Here is a 15,921-nt window from a genome sequence, read left to right as displayed (position 1 = left end):
CCCTTTATTGATCCGATAGATTCAAATCTGCAATGATATCCTCCACGTCTTCAATACCTACAGAAAGCCTGACCAAAGTGTTGCTGATTCCCAATCGTTCCCTTATTTCAGGGGGTATGGAAGCATGGGTCATCTGGGCTGGAACAGAGATAAGACTTTCCACGCCCCCAAGGCTCTCGGCCAATGTAATCGTCTGCAGATTCGACAGCAGCTTTTCCACATGGGTTTCATCGGATAGCTCAAATGAAATCATTCCTCCGTAATCCCGCATTTGATCCTTTATTGGATTAGCACCATGGCCGGGATAATAAACCTTTTTCACCCAGCTTTGCTGCGTCAACCAATCGGCAATTTTTTTCGCATTTTCACAATGCCTATCCATGCGAACGGCCAATGTACGAATTCCTTTGATCAACAGCCAGCTGTCAAAGGGCCCGAGAATTGCCCCTACAGCGTTCTGTATAAAATGCATTCGATTGGCCAGCCCTTCATTGCTGACAACCACCAGCCCTGCCACCAAATCACTGTGCCCGCCCAAATATTTTGTAGCACTATGAAGAACGATATCTGCTCCCAATGCAATAGGTCTTTGCAAATAGGGAGTCATAAAAGTATTATCTACAATCAGAAGGAGATTATTTTCTTTCGCAATCACCGACGCCCCCTGAATATCTGTTAATTTCATTAAGGGATTTGTCGGGGTTTCTATATAAATCGCCTTTGTATTGCTTTTCAGATGCTTTGTTATATTATCCAAATCGCTGGTATCTACAAAACTATATTCTAGGCCAAGATTCTTAAAGATTTTATCCACGACCCTGAAGGTTCCGCCATAAACATCATCACTAAATATGATATGATCCCCCGATTGGAACAACATCAATACAGAGGATATGGCAGCCATGCCGGATCCAAAGGCAAACCCCCTGTATCCTCCCTCCAGGTCTGCAATCAGTTTTTCTGCCGCCTCCCTCGTGGGATTTCCCGTCCGTGAATACTCATACCCCTTATGCTGACCGACTTTTTCCTGGGAGTAGGTTGAAGTCTGATAGATCGGTACGGTTACCGATCCTGTATGCTTATCTCCATCGATGCCCCCATGTATCACTAAAGAATTAAATTTCATAGGATTCCTCCTCAAATAAATATTTTTCCTTTAATCCCTTCAGCACATCTTTGGCAAACTCCTTTGCCCCAAATAATGACATATCTCTGTAATTGCCGCATTGGACAGGATCGGCGGCAGGTACTTCTTCCGCCAGGAGCACCTTTTCTAGGGAACAAATCCATGCCTTTGCAATTTCCTCCTCTTGCCTTTCTCCTACCATAATCAAATAGAATCCTGTTCTGCATCCCATTGGCGACAGGTCTACCACATCCTCCAGCTCTTCCCTGATAAAGCCCGCCATCAGATGTTCAAGGGCATGTACAGCCCCCGTCGGCATGATTTCTCTGTTGGGCTGTGTAAATCTTAAATCGAATTTGGTAATGACATCTCCCTTCGGTGTTTCTATTCTTCCGCACTTTCGCACAAAAGGCGCCTTCACTTGCGTATGGTCCATGGTAAAACTTTCTACAATTATTTTTTTCACATCAATCTCTCCCTTTGCTTGCCGATATCATCCAGACATACTGATTCATTTTCTCTGCTTCCAATTGATAATTTAATTCTCGAAACAGTTGGCAAATATCTTCCACATATTCATAGTACTCGGTATTCAAATCCTTTAACAAGTTAAAGGCTCCTGAACTCTTTACACGATCCAATAAGCTTTTTTTATATTCTTCCGATTCAAACATGGTATCTGCGATGATGATTTTTCCCCCATCCTTCAACAAACCATCCAAATATACAAGGGCCTTTTTCTTCTCATCCAATGGAAGATGGTGAAATGCATAGGAAGTAACGACAGCATCCATATGCACGGAAACAGGTATAGATAAAAAGTGTCCATCCATAATAGGAACATCCGGCAATTTAGACTGGGCAATTTTCCTCATTTCTTTGGAAGGCTCTATCCCAATAACATGAAATCCTTTCTCATAAAGCAATTTTGTTAGATTCCCTGTGCCGATACCGATTTCCAGAACAACCCCACCGGATTTTTCTGAAATCTTTTCACATATATTTTCCAGTATGGCATTATATCCCTCAAAAACTTCAGCGTATTCATGGTCTGCATCATACACTGTTGCATCATAGCTGGCGGCCCACGCATCAAACAACGGGCTAAAATCGTGCATTTGACACCCTCCTTTTGAATCTTGTGTATTCATATCTGTTTACTTGGAATTAGTTTATCATATCTTCTATGGATTCGTCAATAAACTTCTTTACGCCTTTGATCTTTCTGCAGATGGCAACAAAATTCATCCGTCACGCTTCCCTGTAGAGCTCAAAAAAAAAACAAAGTCTTCCGTTGGAAGATTGAAAGGAAGACTTTGTCGAAACCCATGACGGAAATTATGACTTATCCACAAATCCCAAGGGTTTGCTCATATTTTTTTCTGCAAGCCGTCTATTCCTTTGCATATTTCATAATTTTCTCCATAATTTTTTCTCGAAACTGATCGATTTCTTTGAAATTCATATTGGGTATATAATAGGTTTCCAGGATATCATGTTCTTTTTTGGCCACCAACATATTTGCCAAACCCTTTGTCAACAACTCATCCACCAGTGCTTCATCTTCCTTCAGTTTCTCCTCATTCTCTTTGAGAATATCTTGATCTATGAAAGAATCCACATCAAATATCCGTATATTCTTGTTCTTATACTTTTTGCTGGCAGTGATTGCAACCTTCAATTCAGGAATCAGGATTGTTTCAATGTTGGTTTCTACCATGGGTTCATGATATACCTCCACAAACAATCCCTTTTTCACAGCCTCATGGACAATCTCTTCTAAAACCAATGATGTTCCTTCCACATAGGAGCTGTTGATGTAAATTATTTTCTCCATGGTCTCAACAATGGTTTCATAATAATCTATTACGCCTCCCGGTGCATAGGCGCTTCCAAACAGATGTCTGGTTTTTCCTTCTTTTTGCATATAGGGGACACCTGCAAGGACTTCCGCTTTCAATTTGGTAAGGGCTAAGTTAAGTTTTCCTTTATCCAGGGCTTCCTTATAAATAGCCTCCATGTCATCCCTTATGGACTTAGCCGCAGCGATAAAGCGATAAGCCCTCTTGTATAGTTTCCCAAGCTTTGTTGTAATGGCTACAATTTGTTCCCTGTTCTTTCTCATTCCATCCTCATCCCAAAACTCTCCGAAGTTTAAAATTTCATCGATTCCTCCCGGATGCTTCGGGTCCACCACATGGGGTGCCGTACCATCAATGATGGCAATCTTTAATTCCGGTATTACAATTCCATCCAAGGAACCATTATCAGATGAACATTGATGGAACTCGACATCATATCCCTTCTCCGCCATTTCACACCCGATCTTTTTCATAAAGGATGATTTGCCTACGCCCGGTCCCCCTTTGATAATAAAAATTCGCGTCGCCTCCGTACCAATGATATTGTCATAGTATGAAAAAAAACCCTTTGCAGTATTTCCTCCAGGAAAAACTCTTTTGATAAAGCCTTTTTTAACCATATGCACATTTTCCCCCTTCTTATAAACTTGACTGCATCTTTTTACCATACTATTATCTTATGTAGCCCATTCGCCTTTGTGCTTGTTCTTAAAACAGATGCTAAGTTTCTTTGAAAAAAAGAAGCGTGTTGGACTGCAACACGCTTCTTTTTATTTGTTCTATTTGTACAAATTGATGATATCCTTGAATGCTGCAGCGGCAGCCGCCTTAGGATCTGACCCTCCGCCGATAACAGAAATCGTGCCCATGAGATCCGTATAAAATACAACGGCCTTGTCCTTATAATCCGCTTTGCTTAATAGATTGGAATTTTCCAATTCCATGGGACGAACTTGCATTTTTATGCCATCTTCTGTCCTAAAGGCCTCTCCCACCAGCTTAATTGTACGATCCTTTTGCCTTGCTTCCATAATATCTTTCCCATCAATTTTTTCGATTCCTTGAATTTCTATATCCTTGAGCGTATAGGCAGTATTCATCAGGCTATTTACCAGGATTAACAGCTTGGATGCCGTGTCAAAGCCCCCCACATCCAATCTCGGATCTGCTTCTGCAATCCCTTTTTCCTGTGCTTCCTTTAACGCTGCATGATAGGGAATGCCTTCTTTGTGCATCCTTGTGAGAATGTAATTGGTGGTTCCGTTAAAAATCCCTTGAATTCTATAGATATCATTCCCTGCCAGGTTATATTGGCCCATATCTATGGTAGGCAGTGCCGCCGCCGTTGCTCCACTGACTTTGATCCTGCGGTGATGTTTTTGCATTTCTTCCATGATCTCTCTGTAATGGCAAACCAAGGCTCCCTTACTTAAAGCCACCACATCCATCCCTGATCGAAAGGCCTGCCTCATATGGGAATATCCCGGCTCCCCCGTTTCAATATTTGTCGGTGTTGCCTCCACCAGCACATGGGCCCGGATATTCTTTAAGATATCTAAACTGCTTTCTATAGGATACGCGCCTTCTCCATAACCGGCTAACCCTTTCCCGTGCTTTCCGCAATCTAATAGCTTATCCAAAGAGATTCCTCTATCCTCATAGACGGCATAACGTCTGCCGATGACGGCCACCAGCTGCAGCTCCAATCCATAATTTTGAGATACAGCCTTATATTTATCCTTCATAATTTCAGCAAAACGATAGCCCACATTCCCATACCCTGCTAGGACAATGCGTACTCTTTTCATTCCGTCTCCCTCCTCCCTTTCCTTTATTCTCTCTTTCGTAAAGATTTCCTTCAAAAGCATAACAGATGGGATTTCCCATCTGTTATGACTGAAGACAAAAGAATATGAATCCTTTGGAATCCTTGAGATGTAGGCTTCGTGGCAAACCAGCCGGCCGCCTTTTTTATTTGGAAAAGGGGCCAAGAAGCCAAGGCGCAAGGGTCAGCTTATTCACTTTGTTATAATTAAATTACTGCATGTTGATTCGCATCAGTGCATATTCAAATTTATTTCTTTCCTCTAGCACTTCGTTGAGTCTTTGTTCATGTTCCACCAGCCTTCTCATTTTTTCTTTTCTTTTTTCCTCATCCTTTTTTACTTGAATATCAATATGAAAATGACTGATATTTAAACTGAAATTTAATAATGACATTATTTTATTCCTCCCTGTTTTTGCAATTTTCCTCAGATATAATTCTTCTGAATTTACTGGTCTCATCTTTTCCCTATACATTATGATTACCCCTTCATGCAAAATATTTTTCTGCCATGTCTTCTTAGAATAAAATCACCTTTGGCAATTTTCCTCGCTCCTTTCTGCACAAAATAAAAGCCACAGGTCTCATCCTACCTATGGCTTTTCATTGGAGTAAAATATGCAAACAATATAGGGACTCCAGTCCCCTATTGGTTTTGACAATCAGCTGATATGACTATACAAATGGAAGGCCATAGATAGTGATTACACTACCCGCGGCCGACAAAAATGGTCTATGTTTCATGTACATAATTACAAATTTATCGCAGTTCCCATGGGTCGTGCAAAGACAATATTTGATTCAGTTTTCCGGCAATAGGGAAAGTATTTGTTGCGATGATGCATCTTTTTACATTTTTCATATACACGACCTCCTTCTCAAACTTTTCTTCTCATCCACGATTTATTATATTCTTATTTGGTAAATTTTACAACCTTTTTCTACATCTGTAATGGAACTGTAATATTGTCGGCATTTCACCCATAGGAAGTTTCCCTTTTTTCAGTACTTTTATTCTATATCATTATAGATTATACTAATAATAAAAGCACCTATATATCAAAAAAGGAGGGGAATCAATGAGTGCATTAGATTTTATTTATCGACGCCACAGTGTTAGGAAGTTTAAAGAGGCAGATGTTGATCCGGTCCATATTCAAGAAATTATAAAAGCGGCTACATACGCCCCATCGGGGAAAAACGTACAAAATTGGCATTTTGTTATTTTAAAAAATCCCAACAAAATACAGGACATCGTGAAAATTGTAGAAGACAAAAACGCTGAAATGGCCTCTTGGACCGATGACGAATCATTAAAAAAGGAAATTACAAAATTCAAACATTATCACACAATTTTTAGGGGAGCCCCAGTATTAATCCTTGCCTTTGCCGGTCCCTACAGGGAAATGGCAGTAGAAGCCTTTAAGGCAAAAAATGCATCCTCCGAGGAACTACACAACATCCTGAGGGTTTCTCCGGCCATTCAAAATGTCTCTGCCGCCATAGAAAATCTTATGCTGGCAGCGGCGGCCTTAGGCTACGGTACCTGCTGGATGACCGGCCCCGTATATGCTTTCAAAGAAATCCAGGAATATCTGGGATTCCACAAGGAAGGATATTTCCTTGCTGCCATGACCCCCTTGGGTGTTCCTGAAGAAAGCGAGTTATCCAGCCCCCCAAGAAAACCCATTGAAGAAGTCATGACAATCATTGAATAAAACACAAGGAAGCACATGCGCAGCAGTATGTGCTTTTTTTTATAACACATAGGAAATAATGTACTTTCACAAATTGTGGATCAGTCATAATTTCCGTCGTGTGTTTCAACAAAGTCTTCCTTTCAATCTTGCAACGGAAGACTTTGTTATTTTAAGCTGTCATATACCTTCAATGTTTGTAAAGATGCCTTTTCCCAGGAAAAGTTTTTACTATGCTGCAGACCTTTTTCAATCAATCTTTTTCTCAATTCTTGGTCTGTCAGGGTGTCATAAATTCCCTGGGCAATATCTACGATTTCATAGGGATTTACATAGGTACAGCAGCTGCCCATAATTTCAGGAATTGATGAAATCTTAGAAGTAACCACAGGTACACCGCAGGCAGCAGCCTCCAAGGGCGGCAATCCAAACCCTTCGTATAAAGACGGATAGACAAAGCATTCGCAGGCATTGTAAAACACAGGCAAATCTCCTGTCGGTATAAATCCTGCAAATATGACTTTGTCCTGAATCTTCAACTTTTCTACAAGTCTTTTTAGATTGGCGTAAGTCCGGGAGGGCTCTCCTAAAATCACAAGCTTGTAATCTCCTTCCAACTCCCGGCAAATCAGATGAAATGCACGAATGAGCCTTGCAATGTTCTTCCTTGGACTGAATCCGCCTAAGTAAAGGATGAAAGGATTCGCAATATAATATTTTTCTCCGATTTTATTCCTTGCCTCTGTCTTATCCATAGGCTTAAAAATTTTATCCGCCGCATGATAAATTACTTCAATCTTTTCCTTCGGAACATGAAAGTAACGCATGATATCCTTCTTCGAATGATGGGATACCGTAATAATTTTTTCTGCCCTGGCAATGGCTTCAGGCGTATGCCGAAGCACATATTCCAAATGGGGTTTATCCACGGTCTCAGGCATAATATAGGGGATCAAATCATGCAAGGTAATGACCAGCTTATGTTTCCCTTTGCGGGGTATGCCTATACCATTGACCGTGTTATGGAATATATCGACCTTTGGCCCTTTTTTCCATTCCGTACGATACATCAACTGCCAAAAATCCCTTCTTCTCTCCCCCTCTCCACCGCTGCAGGATCGAAAAAGGTTGTTTGTCCCATCGTCATTATTTTCCGGATAAAATAACATATACCTATTGGCTTGATCTATATTTTTCAAATTTGAAATAATTTGGATCGTATAATTCCCCAAACCAGAACCTATATGCCAGCTTGCAACTCTAGCATCTATTCCAATCTTCATGTTATCGGCTCCTTTTCCATATTCTCATTTATGTAATTTGCCACTTACCAGTATTTTATGAAATTCAGGTTTATATTGTGAACATTGTGCTTTCCTTTGCCACCTCGGAGCCCTCAATCACATTTGTACATCCATTTTCATCCTATGAATTATGTGATATCCAGTCTGTACTATTATATTATTTTCAAAAAATTGCAAATATTGTTTTGAATCCTTCTTTGCCTGGGTATTGGATAGATATAACTTTGGAAGGGAGTGTCTACATGGGTCTGCCGAAAAAACCCTTATTCATGAAGCAAAAACTTATGAGAAGAGTTATGATCAGCCTCGTTCCTATCATCATTGTTTCTATTTATTTTTTTGGCCTTCGGGCACTGGTGCTCCTGATATGGGTTACTGCCATCGGTATACTTGCAGAATGGTTTTTTGAAAGACAGTACCACAAACCCATTTCAGAGGCAGTAATTGTGACCTGTATGCTATACACACTAACGCTGCCCCCTGGAACGCCTTTTTGGATTGCTGCCGTAGGAATTATTTTTGGCATCGTTTTTGGCAAAGAGGTATTTGGAGGCTTCGGGAAAAATATATTTAATCCTGCCCTTGTGGGAAGATGCTTTGTATACGTTTCTTTTCCTGAGCCATTGACCATCCATTGGGTAAAACCTGCCGCAGGTTTCCCGGGAGGCTTTGCTCTATGGCTTACAGAACCAATTGATGCCATCTCCCAGTCAACACCTATGCTGATTTTTAGGGAAACTGGACAAATGGAATCATGGATAAAACTATTCATAGGCAATATTCCCGGTTCCCTTGGAGAAACCAGCGCCCTTGTCATTATTCTGTCAGCTATTTATTTAATTTACACCAAGTCAGCCTCTTGGCAGACCATGTTGGCCGTACTCGCAGGGTATTTTGCCATGAGCACTTCTCTGTTTCTTATGGGAGCTCCACCTATCCCAAGCCCAATCTTGGGATGCTTATCCGGTGGCCTGCTGTTTGGCACTGTATTTATGGCAACAGACCCCATTTCTTCTCCCGTGACCATGGAAGGGAAATGGATTTACGGAGTGCTCATAGGAATTGTCACCGTCATTATCAGAGGCTATGCATTGTTCGCCGGGGGAATTATGTTTGCCATTTTGATCGGTAATACCTTTTCACCCCTTATTGATGAAACCGTAAAACTGTATAAAAACAGCAGAAAGAAGGTGGCCCTATGAAAAAAGGTGCTCTTTATTCTGTCCTGTTCATGATGGTCATGACAACAATTTTCACCTTTCTTTTGGCTGCTGTGAACCAAAATACCCTTGCAGTCATCCGGAACAATCAAATGATAAAAAATCAGAAAAAAATTCTATATGCATTTGCCATTCCCTATAGGGAATCCATGACAGCCCCACAGATCAATGAATTGTATCATCAACACATCAAAGAATCAAAAAATGAAAATCTGACAATTTATGAAGGTTATATGAATGATCAATTGATAGGGTATGCTATAGCAATCGAAGGACCGGGGCTATGGGGAAATATTCGGGGTGTTGTTGCCATCAATGATGCCTATGACACAATCCTAGGTATCAATTTTCTATCCCATTCTGAAACACCCGGTCTGGGTGGACGTATCGATGAAGATTGGTTCAAGGAGCAATTTCGGAATATAAAAATTAGAGCAACACCCCCCTACGTGATCTATAGACCTTCTCCCGATGGCACCGTCGATGCCATTTCAGGTGCTACCCTTACCTCAAAGGCAGTACTGGCCATTATCAATAAAGAACTAACGGTATTTTTCAAAGCCATGGAAGGGAGGAAATAATTCATGACTAGCCCAAAAAAAATCTTTATGGAAGGTCTTTGGAAAGACAATCCCATTTTTCGCCAGATTTTGGGTATTTGCTCTGCTTTGGCTGTTACCAATCTCATGCTAAATTCCTTCGTTATGGGTATAGGTTTGATTTTCGTAACATCTTTTTCCAGTCTCACCGTTTCCCTGATACGCTTGTATACACCAAAACATATCCGGATGATGGTTCAGACTTTGATTATATCTTCCTATGTCATTATCGTCGATATCGTATTGAAAGCCTACTTTCCTGCTATGAGCGATGCCTTGGGTCCTTATGTAGGCTTGATTATTACAAACTGTATTATTATGGGGCGATGTGAAGCTTTTGCCCAAACCAACCCACCCCTACCATCTTTTCTGGACGGTATTGCTTCCGGTACAGGTTATGCCCTTATCCTGTTGGTCATTGCCTTCTTTAGAGAGTTGATGGGTTTCGGAACAGTTTTCGGCTATCCACTGCTGGGCAGTTGGTGGACCAAATGGACCATTATGATCATGCCTCCTGGAGCTTTTTTCATGCTGGCCATGGTGATATGGGTTACCCGCAATCTATCTTCGGAAGATGAAAAAGAGAAGGAAGGTGCTGTTGCATGATAGACATTCATCCCATTGTAATTTTATTTGCAGCAATTTTTACAAATAACATGATTTTGTCCAATTTCCTTGGCATGTGCTCCTTCATTGCCGTATCAAAAGAAATCAATACTTCCCTGGGCCTTGGCCAGGCAGTCACCTTTGTTACCACGGCAACGGCCATCTTAAATTATTTGGTATACCGCTATATCTTAGTTCCTCTTCAACTGGAATATCTTCGCTTCATTGTTTTTATCATTGTTATCGCCGCCTTCGTCCAGTTGGTGGAGATGATTTTGGAACGATATATGCCTCATCTTTATTACGCCTTAGGCATATTTTTGCCCTTGATCACGGTAAACTGCGCCATCCTGGGAGTTTCTCTCTTTATGGTGATCAGAAAATATAGTTTCTTGCAATCAACAGCCTTCGGCCTAGGTTCAGGTATAGGTTGGACATTGGCCATTTTGGCCTTGGCGGGCATCCGGCAAAAAATCAAGAACAATAGAATTCCAAAGGGCCTCCAAGGCCCAGGAATCACCTTAATCATCATTGGCTTAATGGCCTTGGCTTTTACCGGATTTTCCGGAATTGTACAAATTCAATAGGAGGTGCCTTCTATGACAATTTTGATGACTGTTATCGTGATCACCTCCATCGCAACGGTCCTTGCCTTGCTGCTGACCCTTGCCAACACCTATATTGCCAACTATGGACAATGCAAAATTACAATCAACAATGAAAAAGAAATTACCGTAGAGGGAGGAAATTCTCTTCTTTCCTCCTTGCGGGACAGCCAAATCTTTATTCCTTCTGCCTGTGGTGGGAAAGGAAGCTGTGCCTATTGCAAAGTAACCGTCACAGAAGGGGGCGGGCCTGTCCTCCCTACAGAACTGCCCTATTTATCTGAACGGGAACTAAAAAATAATGTCCGCCTATCTTGTCAGTGCAAAGTCAAAGAAAACATGAAAATTGAAATTCCTGAAGAGTTGTTCAATGTCAAAGAATTCAGAACCCTTGTGGAAAAAATCATAAATCTGACCCCAACCATCAAATTGTTAAGGCTAAAACTCATCGACCCCGATCAAATTTCTTTTAAGCCCGGGCAATATATTCAACTCAAAGCACCTATCTATGAAGGAAGCAAAGAAGAAGTATACAGGGCCTACTCCCTGGCATCCAGTGTACATCAGCCAAATAGAATAGAATTGATCATTGGTTACGTTCCCAACGGCATCTGTACCACTTATGTCCATAAATACTTAAAAGAAGGTGATGAGGTTTTATTGAATGGCCCTTACGGTGAATTCTATCTTCGTAATAGCGAAAGGGAAATCATTCTCGTGGCTGTAGGCACGGGCATGGCACCTATGCGTTCCATTTTATATCAAATGGCTGAACAAAACATCACCCGGAAAGCCACCTACTTTTTTGGTGCCCGCACAAAAACAGACTTGATTTTGATCGAAGAAATGAAAGCATTCGAAGAAAAAATTCCCAACTTTACCTTTTTTCCATGTTTATCGAGACCTGCACCGGAGGATCAATGGACTGGAGACGTGGGAAGAGTAACAGATCTTATCGAAAAGTATGTAGAAAACGGTGGAAATAAAGAAGCCTATCTGTGTGGCAGTAAAACCATGATCGAATCCACCGTAGAAGTATTAAAGAAAAAAGGTATCCCTGAAGATTTGATTTACTACGACAAGTTTGATTAAAAAAAAGAAAGTTCAGATAAGCATCTGAACTCAGTTTGCAGACAAACACCGTTCCCCATAAAAGGGAAATGGTGTTTTTTCATGGTAAGTTAGCATAGTTAACCCTGAATTATTCACCATAATTCATTCATCGTTGCTTTGAACCGCATAATTGCAATGTTTTTTTCTTTATCACCGTTTTCACTTAAAAAGTGAAAGCAAAACAATAGAAAAAGAGTTCCAACTTTGTTAAAATGAAGTCACTACCCTAACATTACAACAAAGGAGGAACCCTTATGTCTATTTTAAGTGTACTTCACTCAGAAAGCAATAGTAAAGTTAAAATTAATTTCGCCGGAGGAGATCTATCCTCCGATTCCGGGCTGCTTCTGATTAAGGAATTTGCCCACAAGCTTGGTTTTCATAAACTCATCAAAAAGTTGTTCAAAACCAATGATACGGCTAAACGTACCCACAAAGATGACGAAAACCTTTGTCAGGTGATCTATCAGATTTTGGCTGGATACTTCAATGACAACGATGCTGATGAACTAACGAATGAACCTGTTTTTAAGAACATCCCAGAAAAATCTTCTTTGGCTTCACAACCCACTTTATCACGGTTTTTTCATCGTATGGATTTCGATACATTAAATCAGTTTCATGAAATCACCAAGGAACTTAGAAAACTTGTCTATGGAATTAAAAAACCTGAAATGGTGCTTTTAGATATCGATTCCACCTTGCTGAACACCTATGGTAGGCAAGAAGGTGAAGGTTTCAACTTCCACTACAGTGCCCATGGCTATCATCCGTTATTATGCTATGACGGCTTAACAGGCGACCTTCTGAAAGCAGAGCTTAGAGACGGTACGGTCTATTCTTCCAATGGGGTTGTAATTTTATGGAGCCTTTATTGAATGAGTATCAGCAAATGTATCCTGATATCACCTTGTATCTTAGAGGCGATAGTGGTTTTGCAACACCTGACTTGTTTGAGCAATGCGAAACCAATGGTGTTTCTTATGCTATTCGGCTAAAAGTAAATCAGAATCTCTACAAATTAGCAAGTCATGCAAGTGACCTTTTGGATGAACTTACATCTGAGAATAAGGCAGATTATGCTGTCGCATATGATGAGTTTTTCTATCAAGCAGCAAGCTGGGACTATCCCAGACGCATTGTTGTAAAGGTTGAGAAACCTGCAAATCAGTTTACTTACCAATATGTTTTTATTGTCACGAATATGGGTCTTAAACCCCATGAAATCCTTGGATTTTACTGCAATCGAGGAATTATGGAAAATTTCATCAAGGAATGTAAGAATGGTTTTGATTTTTCATCTACCAGCAGCCATGATAGGATCGTGAATGCAAACCGGCTACAAATTCACGTATTGGCATATAACTTGTTCAATTTGTTTCAGCGTTTGGTTCTTCCTGCAAACATGAGAAAAATGCAGATCGATACCATTCGCTTAAAGCTAATCAAGATTGCATCAAAGGTAATCCGATCAGCAAGGTATATTACATTCAAACTTTGCAGTAGCTGTCCCTATCAAAAAGAATTCTACGAAACCTTTCAAAATATAAGGTTAATGCCAATGCTTGCATGATAGCAAATACGCACCTTGACATCTTCAAAATTCAAAAGTGACAACTACGGGAGGAGAGTCTGCCCCTTTTTAGAAACTTTTCCCTGATTCAGGATTTTAAAACTGATAAAATTTAATTTTGAGTGTCTAAAATCTCTTCATAGATTTTCATGAACAATTCAGGTTAACTGTAATTTTTTTATTCGTGTCTTACTTAGTATACTTAGTAACTATAGATCCAGAGAAAAAGTCAATGAACAAGCTAATACTTTCTCCTCTAATATACCAATAGACTCCTTCCGGAACACTAGGTGAAACGAGTCCGGGATCGTCTATATATGGCTTATAAGTTAGTTGTATTGTTTCAATTTTGTTGATTCCAGATTTTTTTGCAATCTCAATTGCTTCACCTTGACTTATACCATCATTTAAATTTACGCTTTTTGCAATCTTCTTATCTACCCAAACTACCCTTTTATTCCCCCACAAGTCACTACCGATGATTTGTCGATATATTGGACCGGTTGTAGTAAAAGTAATAGAATCAATATAAATAACTTCCCCTTTCAATAAAACAATTGCAATAGCTAATGACTTAGGGAGTAAATTAACAAACTCAATGTAACACCATAGCAGTAAAAAAAGAAATAAAACAATCACAAGATTATAGTGTTTTCGTTTCAAATCAACCATCCTCGCTTAATTAAAATTTATAACTAATACAGGATAGAGATTAGATACCTCTATCCTATATTTATACTATATGTTTCTTAATTCTTAGATTAGAAAAGAATATTATGATTTATTTATAGAAACCAATCATTTGTTCAATATCACTTACATCAGACGCCCAAGGTCTATAAATATCTTTAATATCCCATGTATCATGTATTACATAGTAGCCACTGCTTTCACCATATTCATACTCGTAGCCTACTAAAGTAACGTAATGCTCTCCATAATGTGGATGCCCCATATAAAGAATTGTTCCAGGGCAGTTTCTATCTACTTCATACTTTACATCAGCATAGGTTGGAGATGTATACGGTTTATTATTAAATACCCCATTATAATGTCTATCAAAATAAGCTTTAAGTCCAAGCTTATAGTTTGTAGGCAAGGTTGCTTGATTTATAGATCCCATATCTACATAGAGTTCGTCGATGATATCTTCAGCGGTTTCACCAGACAATACCAAATTAGGATATCCTTTACCATCCCAGTAATATACGATATTTGATCCTGCTGTTGGTCCACACGCTCTATACCAAATGTTATTACCAACCCCGCTTATTATCTTACTATATGTAGTGTAACCCATGGGGGTAACTATATCATCCGTATTAATATTTTTTTGTTCCATTAGCATATTTACGTCTTTATTTGAATCTACGCGTATTTCTACTGAAGAATCTGTGGTAAAAGCAATAATTTCTTTATCTTTTTTATTTTTGTCTTTAATTTCAATTCCATATCTAGAAGGTCCATCATATATCAGTTGAATATCTTTGTCTTTAAATTTGTTCTTATTTATTTCAAGATATTTATCTAAATAATCATCATATGGAGATTGCCCAAGAGCATATTCAATAACCTCATTATTCCTAGGCTCAATTAGCATATAGCCTATAATTTTGTCATCACGGCTTTCCACCGTAACTAAATAAGCAGAAAGTTTGCCTTCAGAGTTATATAGTTCTCGTTTACTTCCAATTTTTTCATCTTTCCATACTTTAAATTTTCCTTTTTGGGATGTTTTGTCTTTGAAACTTATCGCCTTATCAATTGGTGTGGATGTCAAATGCTCAGCATAAGCCATTGAAGAAAATATTAACATAAGCATTAATAATAAACTTAATACTTTTCTCATATGTATCCCCCTGTCATTATTTTGGTATTAAACAACTTTAGTAATGATTAAACACAAAATTAGTTTGGAGAACGAATACATGACATACTATATCACCTCCACATAAAAATGATTTATAATGCTACTATATATTATATATTAGATAAGGTAATATATATGTCGAATATTGTAATTATTATGAAATTAGTAAAAATATCCTAATTTTAAATTTAAACTAAGCATTAATTTTGGACCTTGTCAAGTAAAGTGTGTAAACTTTTTTTAAGGCAGAAATTTTATGATCCTATTAACAAATAATATGACCAATTGATTTAATACCTGAGACCAATTAGGAATGGCCCGATTCCATTTGCTCACGATATCCATTGTTCGAAGGTAAAAAAGTTTGTATATTGCTTCATCGTTAGGAAAAGCGGCCTTTGTATTGATTACTTTCCTTAAAGAGCTGTGGTAGCTTTCTATAGCATTGGTTGTATAGATAATGTGACGAATCTCTCTAGGAAAATCATATAGGCATAAGACCTTATCCAGATTGTTCTCCC

Annotated in this window: 16 protein-coding genes and 1 pseudogene; 7 read left to right on the top strand and 10 right to left on the bottom strand. The window is 39.2% G+C overall.

Annotated features, from left to right (window positions below; all coding sequences use genetic code 11):
• Positions 1 to 4: 4 nt before the first annotated feature.
• From AN619_RS01875 to AN619_RS01850, 6 genes are all read right to left on the bottom strand, one after another.
• Entirely contained in the window at positions 5 to 1,126 is a 1,122-nt protein-coding gene (locus AN619_RS01875; protein ID WP_068554543.1) for a bifunctional cystathionine gamma-lyase/homocysteine desulfhydrase, read from the bottom strand.
• Positions 1,116 to 1,592, bottom strand: coding sequence for an S-ribosylhomocysteine lyase (locus AN619_RS01870; RefSeq protein WP_068554541.1), 477 nt, complete (start codon positions 1,590 to 1,592; stop codon positions 1,116 to 1,118). The genes AN619_RS01875 and AN619_RS01870 overlap by 11 nt, the downstream gene beginning before the upstream one ends.
• Position 1,593: 1 nt before the next feature.
• Positions 1,594 to 2,244 (bottom strand): class I SAM-dependent methyltransferase, encoded by a 651-nt coding sequence (locus AN619_RS01865; RefSeq protein ID WP_068554539.1) that lies wholly within the window; start codon positions 2,242 to 2,244, stop codon positions 1,594 to 1,596.
• 275 nt (positions 2,245 to 2,519) lie between these two features.
• On the bottom strand, positions 2,520 to 3,608 hold the full coding sequence (locus tag AN619_RS01860) for a PRK06851 family protein (RefSeq protein ID WP_068554537.1): 1,089 nt from the start codon (positions 3,606 to 3,608) through the stop codon (positions 2,520 to 2,522).
• Positions 3,609 to 3,767: 159 nt separating this feature from the next.
• Positions 3,768 to 4,796 carry a homoserine dehydrogenase gene (locus tag AN619_RS01855; protein ID WP_068554557.1) on the bottom strand — a complete coding sequence of 343 codons (1,029 nt, stop codon included), beginning with the start codon at positions 4,794 to 4,796 and terminating at the stop codon, positions 3,768 to 3,770.
• Positions 4,797 to 5,025: 229 nt separating this feature from the next.
• The gene (locus tag AN619_RS01850) at positions 5,026 to 5,208 is read right to left on the bottom strand and encodes a hypothetical protein (protein ID WP_157064874.1); all 183 of its coding nucleotides are present in this window, start codon (positions 5,206 to 5,208) and stop codon (positions 5,026 to 5,028) included.
• A gap of 684 nt (positions 5,209 to 5,892) precedes the next feature.
• Between AN619_RS01850 and AN619_RS01845 the strand changes: the two genes are divergently transcribed.
• Positions 5,893 to 6,531, top strand: a complete 639-nt coding sequence (locus AN619_RS01845; protein ID WP_068554533.1) for a nitroreductase family protein — start codon at positions 5,893 to 5,895, stop codon at positions 6,529 to 6,531.
• Between the two features lie 146 nt (positions 6,532 to 6,677).
• On the opposite strand, the gene AN619_RS01840 is transcribed toward AN619_RS01845, so the two are convergent.
• A complete protein-coding gene (locus AN619_RS01840) occupies positions 6,678 to 7,793 on the bottom strand; it encodes a glycosyltransferase family 4 protein (protein WP_068554531.1) in 1,116 nt (371 codons plus the stop codon).
• 263 nt (positions 7,794 to 8,056) lie between these two features.
• Between AN619_RS01840 and AN619_RS01835 the strand changes: the two genes are divergently transcribed.
• From AN619_RS01835 to AN619_RS01810, 6 genes and pseudogenes are all read left to right on the top strand, one after another.
• Complete coding sequence (locus AN619_RS01835; protein WP_068554555.1) at positions 8,057 to 9,016, top strand: RnfABCDGE type electron transport complex subunit D; 960 nt, start codon at positions 8,057 to 8,059, stop codon at positions 9,014 to 9,016.
• Positions 9,013 to 9,615, top strand: a complete 603-nt coding sequence (locus AN619_RS01830) for an FMN-binding protein (RefSeq protein ID WP_068554529.1) — start codon at positions 9,013 to 9,015, stop codon at positions 9,613 to 9,615. The genes AN619_RS01835 and AN619_RS01830 overlap by 4 nt, the downstream gene beginning before the upstream one ends.
• A 3-nt stretch (positions 9,616 to 9,618) precedes the next feature.
• The gene (locus AN619_RS01825) at positions 9,619 to 10,239 is read left to right on the top strand and encodes an NADH:ubiquinone reductase (Na(+)-transporting) subunit D (RefSeq protein ID WP_068554528.1); all 621 of its coding nucleotides are present in this window, start codon (positions 9,619 to 9,621) and stop codon (positions 10,237 to 10,239) included.
• Positions 10,236 to 10,826, top strand: a complete 591-nt coding sequence (locus AN619_RS01820) for an NADH:ubiquinone reductase (Na(+)-transporting) subunit E (protein WP_068554526.1) — start codon at positions 10,236 to 10,238, stop codon at positions 10,824 to 10,826. Before AN619_RS01825 ends, AN619_RS01820 begins: the two co-directional genes overlap by 4 nt.
• 12 nt (positions 10,827 to 10,838) lie before the next feature.
• The gene (locus tag AN619_RS01815) at positions 10,839 to 11,936 is read left to right on the top strand and encodes an NADH:ubiquinone reductase (Na(+)-transporting) subunit F (RefSeq protein ID WP_068554524.1); all 1,098 of its coding nucleotides are present in this window, start codon (positions 10,839 to 10,841) and stop codon (positions 11,934 to 11,936) included.
• A 275-nt stretch (positions 11,937 to 12,211) separates the two neighbouring features.
• Positions 12,212 to 13,530: pseudogene (locus tag AN619_RS01810) on the top strand (IS1380 family transposase).
• A 189-nt stretch (positions 13,531 to 13,719) separates the two neighbouring features.
• On the opposite strand, the gene AN619_RS01805 reads toward AN619_RS01810, so the two are convergent.
• From AN619_RS01805 to AN619_RS01795, 3 genes are all read right to left on the bottom strand, one after another.
• Entirely contained in the window at positions 13,720 to 14,193 is a 474-nt protein-coding gene (locus tag AN619_RS01805) for a hypothetical protein (protein WP_068554522.1), read from the bottom strand.
• 118 nt (positions 14,194 to 14,311) lie between these two features.
• A complete protein-coding gene (locus AN619_RS01800; RefSeq protein WP_068554520.1) occupies positions 14,312 to 15,379 on the bottom strand; it encodes a hypothetical protein in 1,068 nt (355 codons plus the stop codon).
• A gap of 261 nt (positions 15,380 to 15,640) precedes the next feature.
• The coding region (locus AN619_RS01795) for a transposase (protein ID WP_198153211.1) at positions 15,641 to 15,921 on the bottom strand (281 nt) is incomplete at its 5' end.

It is taken from the genome of Thermotalea metallivorans, assembly GCF_001562415.1.
Lineage (GTDB): Bacteria > Bacillota > Clostridia > Peptostreptococcales > Thermotaleaceae > Thermotalea > Thermotalea metallivorans.
Note: the sequence above shows the minus strand (reverse complement) of the source record. Positions and strands in the feature narration are given on the sequence as shown.